Source organism: Agrobacterium sp. LR_9 (genome assembly GCF_041954855.1).
Lineage (GTDB): Bacteria > Pseudomonadota > Alphaproteobacteria > Rhizobiales > Rhizobiaceae > Agrobacterium > Agrobacterium leguminum.
The window spans coordinates 38,904-54,900 of the sequence record NZ_JAVAYA010000012.1 but is presented as its reverse complement, the minus strand read 5'-3'; the positions used below and the strand labels follow the sequence as shown (position 1 = coordinate 54,900).

15 protein-coding genes and 2 pseudogenes are annotated in these 15,997 nt (G+C 58.5%); 12 read left to right on the top strand and 5 right to left on the bottom strand.

Annotated elements, in window-relative coordinates:
• Positions 1-187: 187 nt before the first annotated feature.
• Both RAC79_RS15160 and RAC79_RS15155 read left to right on the top strand, forming a co-directional pair.
• On the top strand, positions 188-850 hold the full coding sequence (locus tag RAC79_RS15160) for a hypothetical protein (RefSeq protein ID WP_374997204.1): 663 nt from the start codon (positions 188-190) through the stop codon (positions 848-850).
• 471 nt (positions 851-1,321) lie between these two features.
• A complete protein-coding gene (locus RAC79_RS15155) occupies positions 1,322-1,630 on the top strand; it encodes a hypothetical protein (RefSeq protein ID WP_307008538.1) in 309 nt (102 codons plus the stop codon).
• Here the strand turns inward: RAC79_RS15155 and RAC79_RS15150 are convergent.
• From RAC79_RS15150 to RAC79_RS15140, 3 genes and pseudogenes are all read right to left on the bottom strand, one after another.
• Positions 1,513-2,270, bottom strand: a pseudogene (locus tag RAC79_RS15150) (hypothetical protein); the annotation flags it as partial. The gene RAC79_RS15155 and the pseudogene RAC79_RS15150 overlap by 118 nt on opposite strands.
• A 259-nt stretch (positions 2,271-2,529) precedes the next feature.
• Positions 2,530-3,276 (bottom strand): pirin family protein, encoded by a 747-nt coding sequence (locus RAC79_RS15145; protein WP_307008490.1) that lies wholly within the window; start codon positions 3,274-3,276, stop codon positions 2,530-2,532.
• 67 nt (positions 3,277-3,343) lie between these two features.
• Positions 3,344-3,919, bottom strand: a complete 576-nt coding sequence (locus RAC79_RS15140; RefSeq protein ID WP_152096502.1) for an isochorismatase family protein — start codon at positions 3,917-3,919, stop codon at positions 3,344-3,346.
• Positions 3,920-4,058: 139 nt separating this feature from the next.
• Here RAC79_RS15140 and RAC79_RS15135 point away from each other — a divergent pair, with 139 nt between their 5' ends.
• Positions 4,059-4,937 carry a LysR family transcriptional regulator gene (locus RAC79_RS15135; protein ID WP_307008493.1) on the top strand — a complete coding sequence of 293 codons (879 nt, stop codon included), beginning with the start codon at positions 4,059-4,061 and terminating at the stop codon, positions 4,935-4,937.
• 15 nt (positions 4,938-4,952) lie between these two features.
• On the opposite strand, the gene RAC79_RS15130 is transcribed toward RAC79_RS15135, so the two are convergent.
• Positions 4,953-5,279: a helix-turn-helix domain-containing protein gene (locus tag RAC79_RS15130; RefSeq protein ID WP_307008495.1), complete on the bottom strand. Its 327-nt coding sequence runs from the start codon at positions 5,277-5,279 to the stop codon at positions 4,953-4,955.
• A gap of 108 nt (positions 5,280-5,387) precedes the next feature.
• Here RAC79_RS15130 and RAC79_RS15125 point away from each other — a divergent pair, with 108 nt between their 5' ends.
• Positions 5,388-6,383 carry an NADPH:quinone reductase gene (locus RAC79_RS15125; protein ID WP_307008498.1) on the top strand — a complete coding sequence of 332 codons (996 nt, stop codon included), beginning with the start codon at positions 5,388-5,390 and terminating at the stop codon, positions 6,381-6,383.
• Positions 6,384-6,407: 24 nt separating this feature from the next.
• On the opposite strand, the gene RAC79_RS15120 is transcribed toward RAC79_RS15125, so the two are convergent.
• The gene (locus RAC79_RS15120; RefSeq protein ID WP_374997203.1) at positions 6,408-7,823 is read right to left on the bottom strand and encodes an aldehyde dehydrogenase family protein; all 1,416 of its coding nucleotides are present in this window, start codon (positions 7,821-7,823) and stop codon (positions 6,408-6,410) included.
• A gap of 98 nt (positions 7,824-7,921) precedes the next feature.
• Between RAC79_RS15120 and RAC79_RS15115 the strand changes: the two genes are divergently transcribed.
• The 8 genes and pseudogenes from RAC79_RS15115 (at position 7,922) to RAC79_RS15080 (ending at position 15,357) form a co-directional block, all read left to right on the top strand.
• Positions 7,922-8,824: a LysR substrate-binding domain-containing protein gene (locus RAC79_RS15115; RefSeq protein ID WP_374997261.1), complete on the top strand. Its 903-nt coding sequence runs from the start codon at positions 7,922-7,924 to the stop codon at positions 8,822-8,824.
• A gap of 182 nt (positions 8,825-9,006) precedes the next feature.
• Positions 9,007-9,618 carry a glutathione S-transferase family protein gene (locus tag RAC79_RS15110; RefSeq protein WP_307008502.1) on the top strand — a complete coding sequence of 204 codons (612 nt, stop codon included), beginning with the start codon at positions 9,007-9,009 and terminating at the stop codon, positions 9,616-9,618.
• Between the two features lie 60 nt (positions 9,619-9,678).
• On the top strand, positions 9,679-11,736 hold the full coding sequence (locus RAC79_RS15105) for a pyridoxamine 5'-phosphate oxidase family protein (protein WP_307008504.1): 2,058 nt from the start codon (positions 9,679-9,681) through the stop codon (positions 11,734-11,736).
• 126 nt (positions 11,737-11,862) lie between these two features.
• Entirely contained in the window at positions 11,863-12,411 is a 549-nt protein-coding gene (locus RAC79_RS15100; protein ID WP_307008506.1) for a carboxymuconolactone decarboxylase family protein, read from the top strand.
• 74 nt (positions 12,412-12,485) lie between these two features.
• A pseudogene (locus tag RAC79_RS15095) lies at positions 12,486-12,951 on the top strand (DUF1348 family protein).
• Positions 12,952-12,976: 25 nt separating this feature from the next.
• Positions 12,977-13,282: a hypothetical protein gene (locus RAC79_RS15090; RefSeq protein ID WP_374997202.1), complete on the top strand. Its 306-nt coding sequence runs from the start codon at positions 12,977-12,979 to the stop codon at positions 13,280-13,282.
• Between the two features lie 76 nt (positions 13,283-13,358).
• Positions 13,359-14,249 (top strand): LysR family transcriptional regulator, encoded by an 891-nt coding sequence (locus RAC79_RS15085; RefSeq protein ID WP_374997201.1) that lies wholly within the window; start codon positions 13,359-13,361, stop codon positions 14,247-14,249.
• 136 nt (positions 14,250-14,385) lie between these two features.
• The gene (locus RAC79_RS15080) at positions 14,386-15,357 is read left to right on the top strand and encodes an alpha/beta fold hydrolase (RefSeq protein WP_374997200.1); all 972 of its coding nucleotides are present in this window, start codon (positions 14,386-14,388) and stop codon (positions 15,355-15,357) included.
• Positions 15,358-15,997: the final 640 nt, after the last annotated feature.

The window sequence follows — 15,997 nt, the reverse complement described above, 5'->3', positions numbered from 1 at the left end:
ATGTCCGCGGATATCAAGCGCAAGGGGTGCACCAAAAATGACGGAATATCGAAAAAGAGGATGGGGCCGAATTCTCCGCTCTTGTTCCGGTTGGCAGGTTAGTCATGCACGTTGCGTGGAATGGCTGACGGTTCCGACTTTAACAGCCAAGGCTCTGATGTGTCGTCCCCCGCACTCAGGGCCGGCGGTGTCCGAAGCGCCTGGCGCCGGCCATCGCGCGGGGCACGCTCTTTCCCGCCAGCGTGCCCCGTCCCTGATTTCATGGCTTCACCGACTTCTGGACAAGGGTCGCGATTCCGGTTCACGCAGATTCAACCAGCCATCCGACTGGCTGCGTCTGGTTGCGCTTGGCGTGGTTCTCATCGATTTTGCCATTCTGTCGCTGGCCAACAGGTTTATTGACCGCCATTTCGAAGGATATCTGGCCGGTCTGGGGCCAATACTGGGCGGGTTGCTGTTTGCGATCATTGTTCTTCGTCTTGCGCGTCCCTCTATTTATCCGGACTGGATCACTATAGGTCTTCTACAGGCGGCAGTGGGATGTATCGTATCGATCGATCCGGAACTTCGATCGACTGGCGCGTTTACGGTTGTCTGCTTCCTCTTGCTTACTCTTTCAGGACTGAGGCTTTGGGCCGGAGAAACGCTCCGACCACGCCGAGGCGCAGCGTCCTTGCTTGCAGGCGGGTGCACCACCCCTTTTATCATTCTGTGGATGATTGCCGATCGCTGTTTCGGGCTTGGAACCGGGCCGGACATGGTTCTGACAGCAGATCTTCTCGTCGCGGGTTCCACGATAATATTGTTCGGTCTTTCGCTGCGGACGGACAAGGGTCCCCCTGTTGTCTAGGCTCAGGACTTCGGAAACGGAGCGATTCCAGCCAAGCAAAAATGACGACCGCAGCAGCGCTGTCTTGTTGCCATTGCGGTAAACAATCCCAACAGATTTGCTTTAGCCGATGCCTGACTGCTTTGCCCCTCGTTTGAGGTCACCCCAAGTTCATGCTTCGGTAGTGGTCAGCGCAATGGTTGCCAACATAATGCTGGCCCCGTGCGGTAATTTTGATGTGCCGATCTCATTGGCGTTCTCGGCGGAGCCAGCGCCAGTCCTGACCAATGCATCAAAGAGGGCTGAAGGCGAGCCATTTGGTTGTCCATCAGCCAAACACATTGCTCATCTGTCAGGTCCTATAGGCTCGTCTCAACCATAGCCGTCAACCCAATGGTTTCTGTTCTAGCCTTTGAAGAGGCCGCGCTATCCAACCAAATTCTATTCTTCAATTGTCGCTCTCCACCCCATTATACCATGCAGAGGGCCAGCTTGATGGGGTTGAAGCCTAATCACGAAACCCGGTTGATTTCTGGACTTTCGAAGCGGGATGAGACGAAGTTTCTTCTGGTCGAGGACGACGCCGAGCTTGCGCAGTGGCTGATAAGGGCCCTGAAGCAACGCCATGACTTTACGATCGAGCGGGTCGACGATGGACTGCTTGCCGATCACGCCTACGGCATGGGGAATTCGACGCTGTCATCTTTGACACTGGGCTTTGGAAGATGGACGGACGTGCCTGCGCCATTCGGTGAGGAAGCTAGTGCGCCGAACATCAAGCCGAGGTGCTCTATCTTCTGAGAGGCCGTTTCCTCCCCACAGACGCCATTCCGTTGAAAGCCAATGGCAGTTAGGGTCGAGGTTTTGAAACGGATAAGGTCCGCCATTTCCCATTGTAAGCCTTGGCGGCGCATCGATAACCGCGGACAGCAAATCCGGATCATCGTCTTCTGTCACTGCATCCTGATTGGTGCTGACTGCGGGTGCCAAGGACCGGGTGATATCGAACTGCCGCCATAAGTGGCACCGGGAAAGCGGATGGCATATCGTTGCTTGCTGGCGGCTGCCTGATATAGGGATACTCTGTCGATCCGGAAATGATCACCCGACACACCCAATCGAGAATCTCCTCGCGCTTGGTAAAGCGTCGGCTGCTGAAGTCATCTGGCAGATGCACTGAAATCCTGCGCCGCCAAGCCGGGCTGATATCGCAGAGATCATGACCATAAAGCGAGCGCGCCTGGTGCAGTAGTTTGTCCTTGATATGTCCTTTCTGCAACCGATAGCGCCGCTCAATGCGGCGCAGGATATTAAAGCTGGCAACGGAGCGGGGCACGCGCTCGCCTTGCATCCAGGATAGAAGCGTCTTGTTATCGAATGTCTCATTCAGATGACCAACGGCGCGGTGGATCTCCCAATATGTGTCGCCGAACCGACGCATATGGTTTATTATGGAGTTGGCCCTTAGGGTGGCCGGGTGTTCAGCTATCGACGATACCTTGCGATTGTAGGAGAAGGCACCGATCCCTTGCCACTCAATTCATTACACATAGATGGGCCGAAGGTTCGACTTTTATTGAAGAGTAGTAAGCCCGAGCCTTAACGCGAATATTGACCAGAACGATGACGCCGAGTGGGGACCTCGACGTGTTGCTCGAGACGACTCCGAAGCCGACAAGCGAGGATCGAGCGCTGCATCTTTAAACGCGGCGCCTCTGGTTCCCACTGAACATTCCACCTCGGTAAACCTCCGCCGCAGGATCCATCGAGAAAAGCAAGACGTCTGATTCAGACCATGCGGTAAGATCGTCATAGGCAGCAGTCGAAAATACGCTTTCCCCTTCCGATATGACCTCCCCCGCGATGGCGACCTTTCCACTGTAGACGTAGAGCAAGGTGTTTCTGCCAGTGTCCTCGGCCGGCAGCCGCAGACGGACCCCTTCAGCGATACGGGCGTCAAAGACGCTGATGTCAGATCTGACTTTCAACGGTGCAGCGCTCGGTCCGGCGATAAGCCGCCAGCTATCAACACTATATTCCTCGGGGAACTCATGAAATTGTACCATTGGCTCCAGATCGGGGGCGTTTGGTCGCAGAAATATCTGCAGTGCTTTCACGGGGTCGTCACCAAGCATCAGCTCTTCATGCTGAAACGTATGACCTGCGTTCATCATCATGAAATGCGTCTTGTCGAGCTTCGTCTCGTTTCCGACCGTGTCGCGATGGAGCATCTCGCCGCCGCGAACATAGGTCAGGATTTCGTCGTCCTTGTGGGGGTGCATGCCGATAAGATGGCCCGATTGGACCTGTGCCCGGTCGATCCTGCCGATCGGGCCGATACCGCTGTCGTCCGACGTCAGCGTCAGCCCAGGATACAGGATCTCGACGCCGAAGCCCTGACTGACGTCGCCGCGCATCCGGCCTGCTGGGACCTTGGTAATGGTCATGGAAGTGTTCCTTTCATCCAGGCGCGGGCTCGAATTTCCCGCCCGCGCCGAAGACGGCTGTCTGCGTTCAATGATAGTTCAGGATACCGACGAGCTTCTGACCGAGCGGGCTCGTCCAGTCGACGGCAAGCTCAGAGATGATCTGGTCGACGGTGGTGATGATCGCGCCGGCCTTTTCCATGCGGCGCAGGGCGATGTCGTCGCCGTATTTGGTGTAAGAAGCGGAAGCGTCCGCTGACACCTGAACCTCGTAGCCTTCGTCAAGCATCTGCAGGACCGGAAAGGTGACACAGATCTCAGTCGTTACGCCGGCAACGAACAGCTTCTTGCGACCGGTTGCCTTGACCGCCTGGTTGAAGCCGTCGTGGTGCATGGCGTTGACTATACCGGGACGCTTGACGCGGGCTTTGAACGCTTCAGGCAGGATTGCTTCCAGTTCCGGCAGTAGCGGGCCTTGGATCTGGTCTTCCATGCTGGAGGTGAGGATCGTCGGGATGTTGGCAGCCTTGGCGATGCGAGCAAGCTTCAATGCGTTCTGCTTGACCAGGTTGATGTCATGCGAATGCGTCCAGGCCATCGTGCCGATCTGATGGTCGATCAGCAGCATTGCGGAATTCTCGGGGGTGAATACGTCCTTATGCATTATCGTGTTCCTTTTTTGTGTCGGCGGCGGTTAGTGAAGTTCGTTTCGATCCGCTCGATGACTGGAATTTAGCGTTGCAATCATCGGCACGGTAGATCTACGATGAGCCACTCTGTAGAACGGAAAATGGAACACCAGAATGATCAGCTTCGAGGACATGCAGACCTTCGTCGAGGTGGCAGATGGGGGTGGCATCACGGTCGCCGCACGGCGTCTCGGCCTGCCGAAGTCGATCGTCAGTCGGCGGCTCGTCCGGCTAGAGAGCGAGCTTGGCGTTCAGCTTCTGGCACGGACGACCAGAGGTGCATCCCTCACCGAAGCTGGTGTGTCCTTCCGCGAACACGCTGCCCGCATGTGCCTGGAGATGGACATCGCACGCGAGGAGATGCTGCCGACCGGAGAGCTGCGAGGCCGATTACGTGTGGCGGCTCCTTCATCCTTCGGTCCCGGCCACTTTGCCCCGGCACTGGCCGAGCTCGCACGCCAGCATCCGCTTCTGCAGCTCCACGCACATTACAGCGACAGATATGTCGACCTGGTGGCGGAGGGCTTCGATTGCGGCATACGCGTCGGGTACCTGCAGGATTCGAACCTGACGGCGCGCAAGATTGGCGCCTTTGCCGCGGGCCTGTTCGCGAGTCCGGAATACCTGCGTATCCACGGGGTACCGCAAAAGCCATCAGATCTTCTCGAACATCAGGCCATCCTGCAGGGCACCGAGAGCTGGAAGGTCTCGGATGGCACCAAGACGGTGGTCGTCAACGGTCAGGGACGGTTCAAGGCCGACAGCGCTTCAGGCATCGCCGAAGGGACGGCGGCGGGGCTGGGCGTCGCAGCACTACCCGTGGTGATCGCTCAGAGCTACCTTGACGCCCGAACCCTTGTGCCGATCCTGTCGGAATACAGCCTGCCCGAGATCGGTGTCTACATCGTGCGGCCGCCGGGATCACACGTGTCCCGGAAGGTTAGAGTGCTGATCGAGTTCTTCGTGGAGCGGTTCTCCGAAGTAGCCCGATAACAGGCGTAGGGCGGGTTAGCTATCAACGGTTTGACGCTCCTGAAACGTGACGCCCCAGTCGCGCATAGCCATCAGCACGGGTGCCAGCGTCTGCCCAAAGGGCGTCAGAGAGTATTCAACGCGCGGCGGAACCTCTGCGAAGACTTCGCGGGCGACGATCCCGTCGGCTTCGAGTTCGCGGAGCTGCATCGTCAGCGAGCGCTGGCTCGGGTCACCGACAAGGCGGCGCAGCTCACCGAACCGTCGCGGCCCGTCCAGCAGCCGATAAATGATCATCGGCTTCCATTTTCCGCCCGTAACGTCGACGGTGGTTTCGACAGGGCACTTGTGGCCAGCAGTCATTACATGCTCCAATAGTGTACTTTCTATACCTATAGGCAAAATAGTTGCCTACTTGCAAGTTCGCCTGTGCCGCCTCTAGTTGGAAGCAGTTTTATTCAGAGGTGCGTCATGCGAGCTGCTTTCTACGACCGACAAGGACCCGCAAAGGAGGTGCTGGCTATTGGCGAGCTACCCGATCCGCAACCGGGAGCCGGAGAGGTTCGGGTGAGGGTGGTCGCGTCAGGCGTCAATCCGTCCGACATCAAGACTCGAACTGGGTTTGGCGGCAAGCCCATGCCGTTTCCGCGGATCGTGCCGCATCAGGACGGAGCCGGCATCATCGACGCGGTCGGTGCCGGCGTGCCTCCGTCGCGTATCGGTGAGCCCGTCTGGATCTACATGGGCCAATGGGGTCGTGCGTTCGGGACCGCGGCTGAACTCGTTGTCGTTCCCTCCGCGCAGGCTGTCAGGCTAGCCAACAGCATATCCTTCGAAATCGGGGCCTCGCTCGGCGTTCCTGCGATGACCGCGCATCGCTGCCTCTTCACCGAAGGAGACCTGCGCGGCAAGCGGGTTCTCGTCCAGGGAGGTGCAGGCGCCGTTGGTAACGCAGCAATCCTTCTTGCCAAATGGGCGGGGGCATGGGTTGCCGCGACGGTGAGCCGTGAGCAGCAGGCGGAGGTCGCGCAAGCGGCCGGGGCCGATCTTATCGTCAACAGGCGCGAGGAAGACGTCGCTGCGGCCGTCCGATCAGCCACCGGCGGCCATGGCGTCGACCGTATCGTCGACGTCGATATATCCGCCAACATTGACGTGGCGATCGCCTGTCTCGCCCGCGACGGTGTCGTGTCGGCCTATTCGACAGAATCGCCAGACGCGAAGCTGACGATCCCGTTCTTTCCGGCGCTGCTGGGCGGCTTCTCGTTCCGTTTCGTCTACGTCTATACTACGCCGGAAACCGCGATGAGGCGGGCCGCAGAGGCGATCTCTGCCTGCGCCGCATCGGGGGCATATGCTCCGCGGATCGCGAAGACATATGCCCTCGACGAGGTGGCAGAGGCACACGAATTGCAAGAGAGCGGCAACGCTATTGGAAAGGTCCTCGTCCGAGTTCAGAACCCGTGAGCAGCCCAGTCTAAGCTCCGCTCGTCAGACAATGACCGCTTTCGGCTCCAGGAACGCTTCGAGGCCGAAAACGCCGTACTCGCGGCCGATGCCTGACTGCTTGAAGCCGCCGAAAGGAGCGAGCGGTTCGTGCGGCGCGCCGTTAACGACCACGCGGCCCGACTGCAGACGATCCGCAAGCGCCTGCATGCGTGCCGCGTCGGTGCCATGCAAGTAGGCTTGAAGTCCATAAGGCGTGTCGTTGGCGATCGCCACGGCTTCATCCTCGTCGCGATAGGAGATGACCGACAGCACCGGCCCGAAAATCTCTTCGCGCGCGATGCGCATCTGGTTATTGACGCCAGTGAATATGGTCGGCTTCGTGAACCAGCCGCGCTCCAATCCGGCGGGCCGTCCCAAGCCACCTGCCAAGAGCCTCGCTCCCTCGCGCGCTCCAAGTTCGATGTAGGATTGAACGCGATCATACTGCTTTTGACTGACCATCGGTCCGATCATCGCGTCCGGGTCGTCTGGCGCGCCGACCTTGAATGTCTCGACCTCCTGTTTCAGCCTGGTCAGGATGTTCTCGAGTCGATGGCTAGGAACCAGAATGCGAGTGCCGGCAATACAGGCCTGGCCGCTGTTGATGAAGCCCATCCGCAGGACGGCGGGAATGGTCGCGTCCAGATCGGCGTCATCGAGAATGATGTTCGGACCCTTGCCGCCGAGTTCCAGCGTGACGCGCTTGAAGGTATCGGCAGCACTTCGCAGGATCTCCCTTCCGACCGCTGTGGAGCCAGTGAAGGTCACCTTAGCGATATCAGGATGCCGGCTGAGTTCTGCGCCGACGATATTGCCGTATCCGTTGACGATGTTGAATACGCCCTTCGGCAAACCCGCTTCGTGAAGGCACTCGGAGAGGATCTGCGTCTGTATCGCGCTCATTTCGCTGGGCTTTATGACGATGGTCGTGCCGGCGGCGATTGCGGTCGCAAGCTTCGAGGTGATGAAGCCGATATTGCTGTTCCACGGCGTGATGGCGGCGGCAATGCCGGAGGGCTGCATGACGACGCGGGCGCGGCCCATCTGTCGCTCGAAGTCGTAGTCCTCCAGAACCTTCGCCATGGTCAAAAAGCTTGACGCAGCTTGGGGAATAGCGAACCGGGTAAAGCTCTGAGGAGCACCATATTCGAGCGTCATCGCTTCCGTCAGGTCGGAGACGCGCGCGGCGACGGCTGCGTTCAAACGCTTAAGCATCTCGACACGCTCGGCCTTTGTCGTCCGTGAGAACGCCGGGAAGGCGCGTTTCGCGGCGGCGATAGCCTCACAGGCATCTTCGATGCCGCCAAGTCTAACCGTCCCTATCTTCTCTTCCGTACACGGATTGTAGAGATCGGCGATCTCCGATCCCCTTGGTGTGACGAAGCCTCCGTCAATATAAGCCTTGTCGATGATGCGCATCTCAAACTCCTTTTGCTGTTCCGTCATATCTGGCACTTCGATACTGTCCTGATAAGCTGGCCAAAGATGCTCAACCTGATAGGAGTTTACGGACAATGATGCGTGGTTCGCTTGCTGAACTCGAGGCGGTTCTCGCCGTCTCTTCCCAAGGCGGTTTTAGGGCTGCGGCTCGCGAGCTTGGGATATCGTCGTCATCGCTCAGCCAGCAGATTGCTACGCTAGAGAGTCGCATGGGCGTCAGATTGTTCAACCGCTCTACGCGGAGCGTTGTCCTTTCAGCGGCGGGTGAACAATTCGTGGCGACCATCGGCCCGGCGCTGGAAGCGATCCGCAGCGCCGTTGAGCATGTCGATGAACATCGAGCTGAACCCACAGGCACCTTACGGATCAATACATCCCTAGGCGCAACGCGGATGATCCTGACACCGTTGATCCTTGAATATATGCGCAGGCATCCGCAGATGGCGGTGGAGATCGTCACAGAGGGCGCGCTGGTCGACGTCAATGCCAAGGGATTCGATGCCGGGATCAGGATCCGGGAGGCCGTCCCTCCCGACATGGTGATCGTCCCGATCGGCGACAATATCCGACCGGCCATTGTCGGGTCGTCCGATTACTTCCGCCGTCACGGAAAGCCGAGGGATCCGGCAGATCTCCAAAACCACATATGCATCCGTGCCCGAATGGCGAGCGGAACCATCTATCGCTGGGAGTTCGAGCGGCGAGGCGAGAGCTTCACGCTGGACGTTCCAGGCAAGCTCGTACTCGACGATAGTGACCTCATGCTCCGGGCCGCTCGTGATGGAGCTGGACTCGCCTATCTCAACGAATGGCAGATCGCCAACGACCTGGCCGAGGGTAAGTTGGAGCAGGTTCTTGTCGAATGGACCCCGCCATACCCGGGGCTATGTCTCTACTATCCCGGAAGGCGCAATATCCCGGCAAAGCTGCGCCGGTTTATAGACCTGATAAGGGAGCTGCGGACAACCGCACCAATGTGACCCGCTCTTGAGCTTGGGCTCATCGGAATGGTGTCAAGTTCACCTGTCATCCTGGCGCACCGGACTATTCCACTCAGCGCAACAGTCCAGTGTCGAACATGAGTATTCAGCTGCGCGATCGGACATTGCATCCTGTCCTCACGGATCGGGAACGAACCCGGCCTTCAATCAGGAGCGATCACATGAAACTCTATCACCATCCGCTGTCAGGTCACGCACACCGCGCCCGGCTCTTCCTTTCGCTGATCGGGACGCCCCACGAGCTGGTCGAAGTGGACCTTAAATCTGGCGCCCACAAGCAGCCTGACTTCCTCAAGATGAACCCGTTCGGGCAGGTCCCGGTTCTGGCGGATGGCGATGTCTTCATCTCCGATTCTAACGCGATCCTGGTCTACCTCGCCAAGAAGTCGGGCCAGACGGAGTGGCTTCCCGAAGATGCCAAAGGGGCCGCGGACGTCCAGCGCTGGCTCTCTGTCGCTGCCGGTGAGATTGCCTACGGACCGGCAGCTGCCCGTCTGGTGACGGTCTTCGGCGCCAAATTCAATCCGGAAGAGGTCATTGGCCGTGCACACACCATCCTTGGCCGGATCGAGAGCCATCTGCAGGAACGTGAATGGCTGGTGGCAAATCGCCCGACGATCGCCGACGTTGCGATCTATAGTTATATCGCACGCGCCCCGGAGGGCAATGTCGACCTAGGCACCTATCCCTCCGTCAACGCTTTGCTGGCTCGCGTTGAGGCCCTCCCGGGATTTGTGGATTTTGTCAAAACGCCGGCCGGCCTTGCCGCCTGAGCCTCTATAGGAGCGTGCAACACCTTGCACGCTCTTTGCCTCTTTTCCTGGAGAAAGCAGATGTCCTTGAAGCTTACGAAATTGCCGACATGGCATGAAGGCGAGACCTTTATTCAGGAAAAGCTCGGCGTGAAGGAACGCATGGCCTCCGTTGGCCAGCGTGTCGTTCGCGATTTCATGCCGGACCAGCACCGGGACTTCTACGCGCAACTCCCCTTCATCGTTCTCGGGAGCGTCGATCAAGCCGGTGGCGCCTGGGCGACTTTTGTCGAAGGCAATCCGGGCTTCATGTCGTCACCGTCCCCCGTCGTTCTCAATATCGCTGCGACCTGGGATCCGAGCGACCCGGCAAGCGAAGGATTCGCTGACGGATTGCCGATCGGCCTCCTCGGCATCGAGATGCACACGCGTCGCCGCAACCGTATGAATGGTTTTGTCTCTACGATTGACGGCGGTTTCCGCATGGATGTCGACCAGAGCTTCGGAAATTGTCCGCGCTACATTCAGCTGCGTGACTTCAGATTCGAGCGCCAGCCGGGGACCTTGTTTCAAGGTGCAGTCGAGGAACTGCCTGCACTCGACGACCAGGCACGCGCGATCATTCAGGAGGCTGACGCTTTTTTCGTGGCGTCCTACGTCGATCGCGAAGACAGGCGCCAGGTGGACGTCTCACATCGCGGCGGGAACGCCGGGTTTGTACGCATCGGTGACGACGGCGTCCTGACGATTCCGGATTTCGACGGCAATCTCTTCTTCGCAACGTTGGGCAATATCCTGCTGAATAAAAAGGCAGGACTGCTGTTCGTGGATTTCACCACGGGCGACATGCTGCAGATGACAGGAACAGCCGAAGTCATTTTCGATTCACCCGAAATCGCCGCTTTCCAGGGGGCAGAGCGGTTCTGGACCTTCAAGCCGACGCGGATTGTTCGGCGCCGCAATGCGCTGGCTCTGAGATGGGCTTTTCAAAAGGACGGCTGGTCACCGAGTTCCACGATGACGGGCAGCTGGCAGCAGACGGCCGACCGCTTACGTGCCACAGAGCTTGCCGCGACATGGCGGCCAATGAACGTCACCGCGATCGTCGATGAAAGCGCGACGATCAAATCTTTCCACCTCCAGCCAAGCGATGGCGCAGGGCTGCTCCCGCATGCGGCCGGTCAGCATCTGCCAATCCGTATAAAGTTGCCCGGGGAGAACAACGCGGTCATTCGCACCTACACGCTCTCGGTCGCGCCGTCCGACGGGATCTACCGCATCAGCGTCAAGCGGGATGGCCAGGTATCTCAGTTCCTCCACGATCGCATCGCCGTGGGCGATGTCTTCGAGGCGCGCGCGCCGGCCGGCGACTTCAGCATCGACGCCCGCTCGACCCGCCCCGCGGTTCTTCTGGCAGGCGGCGTCGGCATCACGCCGCTGCTCGCGATGTTGCGTCATGTCGTTTACGAAGGGCTCCGCAAGCAGCGTGTCCGACCGATGACGCTATTCCACGCGTCCCGTTCCAAAGCCGATCGGCCGTTCGATAAAGAGATCGCCGAGCTCATTGGTGCGACCAAGGGTGTTGTGCGCCTGGTCAGGATCCTCAGTGACACCACCGATGCCGAAGAGGGCAGGGACTTCGATGCCGCAGGGCGGATCGATATGGCGATGCTGACGCGGTTTCTCCCGTTCAACGACTATGATTTTTATCTCTGCGGACCTCCTCAATTCACGCAAGGACTCTATGACGGATTGAGGGCTCTCAACATTGCTGACGATCGTATTCAGGCTGAAGCCTTCGGTCCGTCGTCGCTGATCCGCACGGGACAACTCGCGCCAGCCCTGATGCCTCCCGCCGCGCAGCCCTCCGAAAGACCTGTGCCCGTCGTATTCACGAATTCCCTGAAAGAAGCACGTTGGACACCTGGTTCCGGCACTCTCTTGGAGCTCGCCGAGGCACGCGGCCTCGAGCCTGAGTTCAGTTGTCGGGAAGGAAACTGCGGCACGTGCCGAACGAAGCTTATCAAGGGCGCCGTCGCTTACGTCAAACAGCCCACCGCGAAGATCGACGCCGACGAAGTGCTCCTGTGCTGCGCGGTCCCGGCAGAGCAGGAAGGCGGCCTCCAGCTCGCTGTCTAAACGTTCGATTGCTGCGTCCAGCGTAACAGTCCCTTGTTTCCTTTCGATCTTCAGCAAGTTGCCCCACGGGGTCATATTCAATCTCAAGAGAGCAACATCTCTCTCAACCGAAAAAGGAGAAACACAATGTCACGCATTCCTACCCCCGCAACTATCAACGAAGCTCCAGAAGCCTCCCGTCCGATCCTCGAGACCATCCAGAAGCAGATCGGATCCGTTCCGAACATCTTCCGGCTGGTTTCCAACAGTCCCGCCGCATTAGCCGGATTGACGTCGCTCCAGGGCGCACTTGGCAAGGGCAAGCTGCCGCCGGCCACCCGCGAACGCATCGCGCTCGCCATGGCTGAAGCCAACGGCTGCGACTATTGCCTGTCCGCGCATACCTTCACTGGCACGAAGTTCGCCAAGCTCGACGAAAGTGAAATCGCTGCCAACCGGAGCGGCACATCCAACGATCCAAAAGCAGCGGCCGCTGTCGAGTTCGCCCGGGCTCTGACGGTCGCGCGCGGGTCCGTCTCGCCAGCCGAAATCACCAAGGTTCGTAACGCAGGCTACAGCGATGCCGAGATCGTCGAGATCATCGCCCACGTGGCCCTCAACACCTTCACAAACTACGTGAACGAGGCACTTGATACCGAGATTGACTTCCCCCGCATCGACCGCGCTGCTGCCTGATACCGGGCTTGGAGGCGGCGCTAAACGTATCGCCTCCGCCCGACTGCCAACACTATCCTGAGAGGAACTTGAATATGTCCCGGCCCCCGCTTCCCCCATTCACCAGAGAAAGCGCCATCGAGAAGGTCCGTCTTGCCGAAGATGGCTGGAATAGTCGCGATGCCGCAAAGGTGGGCCTTAGCCTATACTCTTGATACGCGCTGGCGAAACCGCGCCGAGTTCGCGAAGAACCGCGCTGAGGCCGAGGCTTTCCTGACCCGCAAGTGGAACAAGGAGCTAGACTATCGCCTTATCAAGGAGCTCTGGGCCTTCACCGACAATCGCATTGCCGTCCGCTACGCTTACGAATATCGCGACGACAGCGGCCAATGGTTCCGCGCCTATGGTAACGAAAACTGGGAGTTCGCCGAGGATGGCCTGATGCGGGAGCGTCATGCCAGTATCAACGAGCATCCGATTACTGAAGCCGATCGCAAGTTTCGTTGGCCGTTGGGTCGCCGGCCCGACGACCATCCCGGCCTCAGCGATTTCGGCTTTTAGACGGCTGAGCCAAGGAGATGGAAAAATGGCCGGCTCGCCAATCGATGCTCGCGTAAGACTTTCAATAGAGCTTGCTCTCACGGGAACCAACGCGAGCAAATTGCTGCTGGCGAAACAAGAAGAAGCCGGTCGAGCCCTTGGCATGACAGGCGCGGAGATAGACGTGGCACGTCGGGGCTCAAGCTTCGACTTTGAGACGTCGATCGCAATATCCCTTGCATTGAATGCTTGTCAGGAAACGCACCAGCGCGCACTGCGCGCCGGTCTTTCCGAGGAAGCCTGTGCGGAGATAGAACGCATCTCGCAGGATTGCCGCTCGCCAATCGCATGATCCCCGGTTAGAGCCTCTTGAGGCTTTGGTTCCAAGCCCCTAGGGTCTTGCAAACGCGAGTGCTTCGGGGGAATGGATGGATCGCTGGCAAGCAATGAGGATCTTTGTAAAGGTCGCCGAAACCGAAAGTTTCGCGGATACCGCACGCCAGATGTTTATGAGCGCACCGGCTGTCACACGTGCTGTTGCCTCGCTCGAAGACCTTATTGGTGCGCGCCTCCTCGTGCGAACCACCCGCTCTGTGAAGATGACCGAAGCGGGCGTTCGCTATTTTGAGGATTGTCGCCGGATTCTTGCCGATATCGCCGAAGCAGAGGCGGCTGCCGGCGGGTCCTACGCGACGCCGACGGGAACCCTATCCGTAACCGCGTCGGCGCTGTTCGGGCAAATGTACGTGCTTCCGATCGTGACCGGTTATCTTGACACCTATCCGACGATGAAGGCCAAGACACTTTTCATCGATCGACCGGTGAACATCGTGGAGGAAGGCATCGACGTCGCAGTGCGTATCGGCCATTTGCCCGACTCCAATCTTTCTGCCGTGAAAGTCGGAACGGTCCGTCGCGTCATGTGCGGTTCGCCAAAATATTTTGAGCGCTTTGGTGTTCCAAAATCGCCGGCCGATCTCAAAGACCACCGCATCGCTGCTTCCACGGCAGCCTGGGCTTCACCTGAGTGGAAGTTTGGCGGCGATCTGCGAGTATCCGTGGATGCGGCTTTACAATGCAACACCAACGAAGCCGCGATACAGTCTGCGCGTGACGGATGGGGCCTGACACGGGTGCTCAATTATCAGATCGGCCCGGCCCTCGTTGCAGGAGAGCTCCAGATCATACTCAGTGAATTCGAAGAACCACCTTTACCCATCCATATCCTTCATCCGGAGGGTCGGCACGCTCCGGCAAAGGTGCGCGCCTTCGTGGATATGGCTGCAGCAAGGCTGCGCGAGAACCGCCTTCTCAACTAGTCACCAAGTCCGTCCGCACTTATATCACCAGACGCAATAATCCCTTGTTCAATACGAACATTCTCCTTGCACGCTGAAAAGGTGATGGTGGTCGCAGGCAACAAGCCGCCCACAACCGCTCTTGAGGAGAACCGCAATGTCCCGCACTCTGGCCACCCTACTTCTCGCATCTGCCAGCATCTTTGTTACAACCCCCGCAAGCATGGTGTTCGCCGAAACGCCGGCGATTGCCCAGCAGGCATCTGCAACGGTTCACTATCGCTCCGTGAAAATCGACGGCGTTAACGTCTTCTATCGCGAAGCCGGAAAGGTCGATGGCCCGGTCGTCGTCCTTCTTCACGGCTTCCCGACATCGTCGCACATGTTCCGCAACCTGATCCCGCTGCTCGCTGACCGCTACCGCGTCATCGCCCCTGACTATCCGGGCTTCGGTCAGAGCGATGCCCCCGATCACACCAAGTTCAAGTATTCCTTCGGCCACTACGCCGATATCGTCGACACGCTGCTGACCAAGCTCGGTGCTACCAAATATTCGATGTATCTCATGGATTATGGCGCGCCCGTTGGCTACCGGCTGGCGCTCAAGCACCCGGATCGCGTCACCGGAATGATCGTCCAGAACGGCAATGCCTATGACGAAGGCATCCGGGATTTCTGGAACCCGATCCGCACCTACTGGAAATCAGGGGCAACCAAGGACCGAGAAGCACTCTCAGTGCTCGTTGCACCGGAGACGACAAAGTTTCAATATACCGATGGCGTCGAGGATTTGACGCGCATCAGCCCCGATAACTGGGTCCACGACCAGGCACTGCTCGACCGGCCGGGGAACAAGGATATCCAGCTCGATCTGTTCTACGATTACCGTACCAACCTGCCGCTCTATCCGCAGTTCCAGGCATTCTTCCGCGACCGTAAGCCGCCGACGCTGATCGTCTGGGGCAAGAACGACAAGATCTTCCCGGAAGAGGGCGCGCATCCCTATCTTCGCGATCTTCCTGATGCAGAGTTCCATCTCCTTGATACGGGCCACTTTGCGCTTGAAGACAAGCTGGACGAGATGGCTCCGCTGATCAGGAGCTTCCTGGATCGCAAGATTGCAAAGTAAAACCGGAGTGAGGCTCCCGCACCGGCTGAAAACGATTAAGAAATCTTCTCCACAAGCCTCTCTTCATGGGCGGCCATTTGCTCCGATAGGCCTGCCGCCTCTCTCCTCCCGCGGCAGGCATTTTTGATAGAAATGCTGGCCACCATTACCGTCGGCTCTCGTTTGGCAATCCAGGTACGGGTCGTCGGTTCAGAACTCATCAAGAGAAATGCAATCAATGCATCAGACAGGGAATACAAACGTGACATATGCTCTTGGAAAGTTTGTTTTTGCTGCAGGCAGTGTTGCTAAGTTAGGCAGGGGGGCGTTCGCCGACGTGATACTGGCGTCGGTTACCCTGGCGGCACCTCGTCGGTTTTTGAGAGAGACTACTGCGTCAAAAAGAATCTGGCGCTGGGTTTAGAAGCCTGCAGCGATTTTTTCCGAGTGACGACAAGGTCGGCGTGATCGCCGTTGCAGTATGCAAGTCTAAGGACAGACAGTCATTCGATAATGCGTTTGATTCAAGCGCGACCGCTGCAGTTCTCGAATGAAGTTTCACGTCATCTGCGTCACCTCCGATAAAGTGACGCAGATAACTCGCAGTTGGTACCGAAACGCAAAGTAGGCCGGGAGAGCGAATATAATTACTCTGCTACGG

Coding starts and splice junctions, on each gene's coding strand:
- RAC79_RS15145 (WP_307008490.1), bottom strand. CDS start 3,276: ATGACCATTACCAAGGTCCCAGCAGGCCGGATGCGCGGCGACGTCAGT.
- RAC79_RS15140 (WP_152096502.1), bottom strand. CDS start 3,919: ATGCATAAGGACGTATTCACCCCCGAGAATTCCGCAATGCTGCTGATC.
- RAC79_RS15135 (WP_307008493.1), top strand. CDS start 4,059: ATGATCAGCTTCGAGGACATGCAGACCTTCGTCGAGGTGGCAGATGGG.
- RAC79_RS15130 (WP_307008495.1), bottom strand. CDS start 5,279: ATGACTGCTGGCCACAAGTGCCCTGTCGAAACCACCGTCGACGTTACG.
- RAC79_RS15125 (WP_307008498.1), top strand. CDS start 5,388: ATGCGAGCTGCTTTCTACGACCGACAAGGACCCGCAAAGGAGGTGCTG.
- RAC79_RS15120 (WP_374997203.1), bottom strand. CDS start 7,823: ATGCGCATCATCGACAAGGCTTATATTGACGGAGGCTTCGTCACACCA.
- RAC79_RS15115 (WP_374997261.1), top strand. CDS start 7,922: ATGCGTGGTTCGCTTGCTGAACTCGAGGCGGTTCTCGCCGTCTCTTCC.
- RAC79_RS15110 (WP_307008502.1), top strand. CDS start 9,007: ATGAAACTCTATCACCATCCGCTGTCAGGTCACGCACACCGCGCCCGG.
- RAC79_RS15105 (WP_307008504.1), top strand. CDS start 9,679: ATGTCCTTGAAGCTTACGAAATTGCCGACATGGCATGAAGGCGAGACC.
- RAC79_RS15100 (WP_307008506.1), top strand. CDS start 11,863: ATGTCACGCATTCCTACCCCCGCAACTATCAACGAAGCTCCAGAAGCC.
- RAC79_RS15090 (WP_374997202.1), top strand. CDS start 12,977: ATGGCCGGCTCGCCAATCGATGCTCGCGTAAGACTTTCAATAGAGCTT.
- RAC79_RS15085 (WP_374997201.1), top strand. CDS start 13,359: ATGGATCGCTGGCAAGCAATGAGGATCTTTGTAAAGGTCGCCGAAACC.
- RAC79_RS15080 (WP_374997200.1), top strand. CDS start 14,386: ATGTCCCGCACTCTGGCCACCCTACTTCTCGCATCTGCCAGCATCTTT.